Genomic DNA, 6913 nt, shown 5'->3' on the forward strand with positions numbered 1-6913 from the left:
AGGGCGACCTGTCGCTGGACTACGAGCGGGTCGGCTGACGACCGCCGCGCCCGCGGATAGGCTCAGCGGGTGCCGCAGCGCCTGACGTATCTCCTCGGTCGCGCCCGGCGGCTGAACCCCGCCAACCTGCTCGGCTTCGCCCGGGCCATCTCGCGCTCATCGCGCCGGCCGCGGCTGTTCGTGGTCATCGACATGCTGTGGTGCTCGGTCGTGTACGAGACGGCGTTCCAGGACTACTTCGACTGGGACTTCCACACGCTGACGCGGCGCGAGCGCCGCACCTACATGACGCACCCGAAGTCGAATCACCTCGTCGAGCGCTTCAACCGGCGCGAGTTCCGGCACACCTTCCGCGACAAGATCGAGTTCAACACCGCGTTCGCGCCCTATGTCGGCCGGGCGTGGCTCGACGTGCGGGAGTCGTCGGCGGACGAGCTGCGGACGTTCGCCGAGCGGCATGGCCGGATCATGGCGAAGGTGCCGGACAGCCTCTCCGGGCACGGCATCCGGTCGCATCGCGCCGACGAGATCGCCGACTGGCCCGCGTTCCGTGACGCCCTCATCGCCGGGCGGCAGTTCCTCGTCGAGGAGTTCATCGCCCAGCACCCGGCGATGGCGTCGCTGAATCCGTCGAGCGTCAACTCGCTGCGCATGATCACGTTCTGCGAGGACGGCCACACCACGCTGCTCGCCGCCGTGCTCAAGATCGGCAACGGCGGCGACGTCGACAACTTCTCGGCCAACGGGATGTACACGATGCTCGACGCCGACGGCGTCGCGCACTACCCGGCGTTCGACGCGGCCGGCGGCACGTTCGCGGTGCACCCCCTCAGCGGGACCTCGATCGTCGGCTTCCGGGTGCCGCTGTATGCGCAGGTGCGCGCGCTGCTCGATCAGGTGGCTCCCGTCGTGCCCGAGATGCCCTACATCGGCTGGGACGTCGCGATCGGCCCCGGGCACCCGATGCTCATCGAGGGCAACCCGAACTCCGGCGTCTACCAGCTGAAGCCGTCGCTGTCGGGCGTGCGCACGGGGCTGCTGCCCGTGTACCGGGCGGCGATGCACTTCTGAGCTCGTCGAGCCGCCGCCCGCGGCGCTACTCGACCCGCTCGAACGGGTGCCAGCGTCTCGGGTCGCGGAAGTCGGCCAGCCGCTGGTCGTAGGCGGCCAGGGCGAGGCGCTCGTGGGCGAGCACCGGCTCGGTGCCGGGATCGAGGATCCGGAGCAGGGCGCGCGTCAGGTGAGGGTTGTCGACGAGGATCGGCCCGAGCAGCGAGGTGCCGAAGAAGTTGTTGCGGCGCACGCCCTCGACCGCGGTCGCCCGGTTGCGGCCGATCCCCCGCTCGGCGGTGAGGAATCCGGGCAGCGACTCCGGCGCGGTCACCATCGAGAACTGCGACTTGTACCCGAGCACCGGATGCTCGGGACCGACCTCGGGAACGGTACCCATGACCTTGCCGCTGTACCGCCCGAACATCGCCAGTGTCGCCTCGAGCTCGAAGACGCCGACGCCGGGCTCGTCGTAGCCCATCTCGTCGTTGCGGATGCGGGCCCCCAGCACCTCGAGGGCGTTGTGCGTGAACAGGAAGACGGTGCCCGTCTCGATGAGCTCCACGATCCGGTCGCGGTGCGGGCGCAGGTGCGCGATCGCCTTGAGCTGGCCCTTCTCGGTGAGCGGACCGAGGTAGACGAGATCGACGGGGCCGGCGGCGAAGGCGGGCGGGTCGGTGAGTCCGGTGCGGATGACCCGCGCGTCCGGACGGCACTGCGCGAGGTAGTCGATGTTGGCGTTGTCGCCATGGAGGTTTGCGATCTCCGGGAAGAGCATCTCGACCGTGAGACTCACGCGGCCCCGCCCCTCAGCCGCTCGCGCAGGCGCGCCTGCACCGGGGTGCCGGTGATGACCGCGTTGTGCACGCTGTGCAGGTTGAACACCTGCGCCGCGCCCGCGAGGTCGATCGTGTCGGCCGTGGCGAGCTCCGACGCCACCGTGACGATGCGCTGCGCCGGCACGCCCGCGATCGCGAGCCGCAGCGCCTGGTCGTGGCGGCGGACTCCCCCCACGACGATCTGCTGCACGTCGCTCGTCGCCAGGTAGTCGTAGTCGGCGTCGTAGGTCCACGCGGTGTTCTCGACGTCGGTGGTGCGCTCGCTCACCTCGTCGATGTTGAGCACGACGGCCTTGCGCCCGCTGAACGACGCCAGGTACTCGAACGCGCGCGAGCAGGCGACCCCGACGAGGCCCTTGGTGAGGAGGCGCACGAGCTCGACCCCGCCCACGGTCTCCTCCTGGAACCGCGTGGTCGGCGGCTGCAGCCGATCGAACGCGGAGACGAGGCGCTCGCGCGCGATCCCGAGCCGGTCGAGCACCGCGGCGACCGCGACCTCGTTGTAGACGTTGACGATGTTCGGGTTGATGAGCGTGGCCGGTCGCGCATCGCCGTCGAGATCGAGCACGACCCGGCGGTTCGGGCCGTCCACCTGCTGCGCGCGGTACGCGGCCGTCGGCGAGCGGAAGTCGCCGTTCGGGCAGTGCGCCCTGCCGATGTGGTTGAAGCGCCAGTAGTCCCAGACCAGCGGCGCATCGCACACCGGGCAGATCGCCGCGTCCACCGCCGCCCCGTGCGGGGTGTCGCCGTCGGTCGGCAGCCGGTCCACGGCGAAGTGGGTCCGCGGGTTCGCGTCCGACCCGATCGAGGAGGCGATGAGGTCGTCCGCGTTGAGCACGAGCGTCGTCGAGGCGGGCAGCGCCGACGAGATCACCCAGGCGATGTAGTCCGGGTGCGCGTTGCGCTTGATGGAGTCGCGCGTCAGGTTCGTGCAGACCAGGATGTCGGGCACGAGCCCCGGCAGGATCAGCTTCGCCGAGCGCTCGTCCATCTCCAGCACCGCGACGTCGGCCCGCGATCTCCCGGTCCAGGTGACCGCATCGATGAGCGTCATCGCGACGCCGGCCGCCAGGTTCGACCCCGACCGGTTCGATGCGACACGCATCCCCTCGCCCTGCAGCGCCTCGGCGAGCAGGTTGGAGACGGTCGTCTTGCCGTTCGTGCCGGTCACCACGACGACACGCGCCGGGTGACGGATCGCGCCGATGATCCCCGGATGCAGGCGTCGGGCGATCCGCCCGGGCACGTGCGTGCCGGCCCGGCCGGTCACCCGGAGCGCGAGCGCGGCCAGCTTCGCCGCCCAGATCGTGAGCAGCACCCGAGGACCGCCCCGCATGTAGGGGGACTCCTACTCGAGGTAGTCGCGCAGCGACTGCGACCGCGACGGGTGGCGCAGCTTCGCCATCGTCTTCGACTCGATCTGGCGGATGCGCTCGCGCGTCACACCGAAGGTGTCGCCGATCTGATCGAGCGTCTTCGGCATCCCGTCGCCCAAGCCGAACCGCATGCGGATCACGCCCGCCTCGCGCTCGCTGAGCGAGTCCAGGAGCGACTCCAGCTGCTTCTGCAGCATGGTGAAGCCGACCGCGTCGGCCGGCACGACCGCCTCGGTGTCCTCGATGAGGTCGCCGAACTCGCTGTCGCCGTCCTCGCCGAGCGGGGTGTGCAGCGAGATCGGCTCGCGGCCGTACTTCTGCACCTCGATGACCTTCTCGGGGGTCATGTCGAGCTCGCGGCTGAGCTCCTCGGGCGTGGGCTCGCGGCCCAGGTCCTGGAGCATCTGGCGCTGCACGCGGGCGAGCTTGTTGATGACCTCGACCATGTGCACCGGGATGCGGATGGTGCGCGCCTGGTCGGCCATCGCGCGGGTGATCGCCTGCCGGATCCACCAGGTGGCGTACGTCGAGAACTTGAAGCCCTTGGTGTAGTCGAACTTCTCGACCGCACGGATGAGGCCGAGGTTGCCCTCCTGGATGAGGTCCAGGAACTGCATGCCGCGACCCGTGTAGCGCTTGGCGAGCGAGACCACGAGGCGCAGGTTCGCGCCGAGCAGGTGGCTCTTGGCGCGCTGGCCGTCGCGAGCGACCCACGCGAGTTCGCGACCGAGCTGCGTGCGCTTCTCGGTGTCGCTCATGCCGCCGAGCTTCTCCTCCGCGAACAGGCCGGCCTCGATGCGCATCGCGAGCTCGACCTCCTCCGCGGCGTTCAGCAGCGCGACCTTGCCGATCTGCTTGAGGTAGTCCTTGACCGGGTCGGCGGTGGCGCCGGTGATCGTGGCCGAGTAGACGGGGACCTCGTCCTCGTCGTCCGTCATCGAGAGGCGCAGCGCACCCGACGGGAGCGGCGCATCGGCCTCGGTCTCCTCTTCCTCCGTCTCGTCGGCGTCGTCGCCGTCCGCGGCGTCGGGCGTCTTGTCGTCGGCGTCGGGCGCGGCCTCCGCGACGTCCGAGTCGGCAGCATCCGGGTCCGCGACGGCGTCCTCGGTGTCGAGCTCCTCGTCGTCGGTCGCCAGCTCGACGTCGGGCTCGAGCTCGTCGTCGGCGTCCTCATCGGACGCGGTCGCCTTCGAGGCCTTCGCGGCCGAGGCCTTCGTCGCGCCCTTCGGTGCGGCGCCCTTCGCCGCGGGCTTGCTCGCCGCCTTCGTGGCCGGCGCGGCCTTCGCGGCCGGCTTGGCCGCCGGCTTCGCAGCACTCTTCGCGGCGGGCGCCTTCGACGCCGCCGTCTTCGTCGCGGTCTTCGATGCCGCGGTCTTCGTGGGACGGTCCTCGTCGACCGTCTCGACCGACTTCACCGAGCTCCGGGTTGCCATGGTGACCCCTTCCGGCCCGCCGATCAGCACTCGGCGGGCATTACTAAGACCCATGTCAAGTCCCCCGCGCCGAATGCCAGACATCGACGCGAACACGGGAACCGACTGGGTCCTGAACAATCATTATCGCACAGTCGACGACGAGCCATCGCCCTCATCCGTGCCTTTCGGGCCGCGACGCCCCCCGCGCACCCGTCGGAACAGTGCAACCCAGAACGGGGCGATGATTATTCCGTCCTCGAGGAACATCCGCGCCCGGGTCCTGCGGCGCGAGATCAGGAGCCCGACGAGGGCGACGAGCCCGATCGCGAAGGGCGCGAGGAACGCGATCCGGAACGCATCGTAGGAGTACAGCACGTCGATCGCCGCGCCCTTCCCGCCGCGGGCGTCGAGCAGCACGCCGACGAGGAACATGCCGACGAACGCTCCGATGAAGCCGCCCGAGTTCGCGATGCCGCTCGCCGACCCGCCCGCATGCGACGGGTTGAACGTGCGCGCGAAGTCGAGTCCCACCATCGAGCCCGGCCCGGCGACGCCGATGGCCAGGAACGCCGCCATGATGACGCCGAGCGGCGGCACGCCCGGCCACAGCACGAGGACCAGCAGAGCGCCGTAACTCAGGGCGCCCACGCCCAGCACCAGGTTGCTGCGGCGCCACGGGAACCGCGCCACGAGATACCCGATGGTCGGTCCGCCGATGATCGAGGCCGCCACGAAGAGCCCCATGGTGAGCGCCGCCGTGCCGATCGGCAGCCCGACCGCCACCGTCAGATACGGATATCCCCACAGCACGCTCAGCAGGTTCGGCAGCGACGCGAGCAGGGTGTGCGCCCAGAAGCCCAGCTGCGTGCCCGGCCGGCGAAGCGCGGAGGTCAGGATCACCAGCCGCCCGCCGGCCGGAATCGGCGTCGTGAGGGGAAGCGGCTCGCCCGCTCGCACGAACAAGGCGACGAGAGCGGTGGCCAGCACCGAGAGCGCGACCGAGGTCAGGAAGGCGAGCTGCCATCCGGACTCGCGCAGCAGGAGCGCGAACGGGAAGGCCGACACGACCTGCCCCAGCGATCCGAGCATCCCGACCCACTGCAGCAGCTGCGGCAGCAGGCGTGGCGTGAACCAGCCGGGCAGCAGCCGGATGACGCTGAGGAAGGTGAACGCGTCGCCGCACCCGACGAGCACCCGGCCCGCCCCCGCGAGCACCAGCACCGGCGAGAACGCCACCACGAGCTGCCCGAGCCCCATCAGGGCGGCACCGATCAGCAGGATGCGCCGGGAGCCGAACAGGTCGAGCAGTGCCCCCACCGGCACCTGCAGCAGCCCGTAGACCGCGACCTGCACGACGGCGACGGCCGAGAGGGCAGCGGCCGTGGCGTCGAAGCGCTCGGTCGCCGCGACTCCGGCGACGCCGAAGGTGCTGCGCTGCGTGACGGCGACGAGGTACGCGAGCACACCCACGCCGAACACCAGCCAGGCGCGGCGCGAGTTCACCCGTCCAGGCTAGGGCCGGGCCGGCATCCGGCGGCCCCGATCAGCGGTCGTCGTCGCGCCGGTTGGCGAGGAACTTCTCGAGCTCTGCGGCGATCGTCTCGGCGCTCGGCAGCTCCCCGCTCTCGTCGACGAGCGGCGAGGGCATCGGATTCTCCTCCATGTAGCTGTCGTGGCGCGCCTCGAGGGTGCCCACGAGCCGCTGGAGCTCCTGGTTGTTCTCGACCTGGTCGTCGACCTTCGCGATGAACTCGCGGTTCTCCTCGCGCAGCCGGTCGGTCGGGAAGATCAGGCCGGTGGCCGCGCTGATGCTCTCGAGCGCCGTGACGGCGGCCATCGGGTACTCGGTGTCGGAGAGGTAGTGGGGCACGAGCAGCACGAACCCGGCGGTCGGGTGACCGAGCTCCGAGAGCCGGTACTCCACCAGGTGCAGGGCGTTCGAGGGCAGCTGGGTCGACGGCTTCCAGATCGACAGCGCGTCGATCAGGTCGGTGCGGTTGCCGCTGACCGTGACGCCGATCGGGCGGGTGTGCGGCGTCGGCATCGGGATCGCGTTCACCCAGGTGGTGTCCTTCACCTGGTAACGCTGCACGAGCTGGATGATCGCCTGGCTGAACCGCTCCCACTGGAAGTCCGGCTCGAATCCGGTCAGCAGCAGGAACTGCTGGCCGAGCTCGTCCTTCGCCAGATACAGGGAGAGCTTGGCCGGCTTGTACTCGGTCAGGTGGTCCTG

6 protein-coding genes are annotated in these 6913 nt (G+C 70.4%); 1 reads left to right on the forward strand and 5 read right to left on the reverse strand.

Features of this window, described 5'->3' with window-relative positions; genetic code table 11:
* Positions 1-69 precede the first annotated feature (69 nt).
* Positions 70-1071 carry a sugar-transfer associated ATP-grasp domain-containing protein gene (locus tag ABD285_RS11995; RefSeq protein ID WP_284255360.1) on the forward strand — a complete coding sequence of 334 codons (1002 nt, stop codon included), beginning with the start codon at positions 70-72 and terminating at the stop codon, positions 1069-1071.
* 25 nt (positions 1072-1096) lie between these two features.
* Here the strand turns inward: ABD285_RS11995 and ABD285_RS12000 are convergent, their stop codons facing one another.
* The 5 genes from ABD285_RS12000 to ABD285_RS12020 all read right to left on the reverse strand — a co-directional run.
* Complete coding sequence (locus tag ABD285_RS12000; protein ID WP_284255359.1) at positions 1097-1846, reverse strand: hypothetical protein; 750 nt, start codon at positions 1844-1846, stop codon at positions 1097-1099.
* Entirely contained in the window at positions 1843-3225 is a 1383-nt protein-coding gene (locus tag ABD285_RS12005) for a MurT ligase domain-containing protein (RefSeq protein ID WP_344202755.1), read from the reverse strand. The genes ABD285_RS12000 and ABD285_RS12005 overlap by 4 nt, the downstream gene beginning before the upstream one ends.
* Before the next feature lie 12 nt (positions 3226-3237).
* A complete protein-coding gene (locus tag ABD285_RS12010; RefSeq protein WP_284255357.1) occupies positions 3238-4698 on the reverse strand; it encodes an RNA polymerase sigma factor in 1461 nt (486 codons plus the stop codon).
* A gap of 123 nt (positions 4699-4821) precedes the next feature.
* Positions 4822-6183 carry an MFS transporter gene (locus ABD285_RS12015; protein WP_344202757.1) on the reverse strand — a complete coding sequence of 454 codons (1362 nt, stop codon included), beginning with the start codon at positions 6181-6183 and terminating at the stop codon, positions 4822-4824.
* A gap of 40 nt (positions 6184-6223) precedes the next feature.
* On the reverse strand, positions 6224-6913 hold a 690-nt coding region (locus ABD285_RS12020), incomplete at its 5' end, for a proteasome assembly chaperone family protein (RefSeq protein ID WP_344202759.1).

Source organism: Pseudolysinimonas kribbensis (assembly GCF_039531715.1).
Lineage (GTDB): Bacteria > Actinomycetota > Actinomycetes > Actinomycetales > Microbacteriaceae > Pseudolysinimonas > Pseudolysinimonas kribbensis.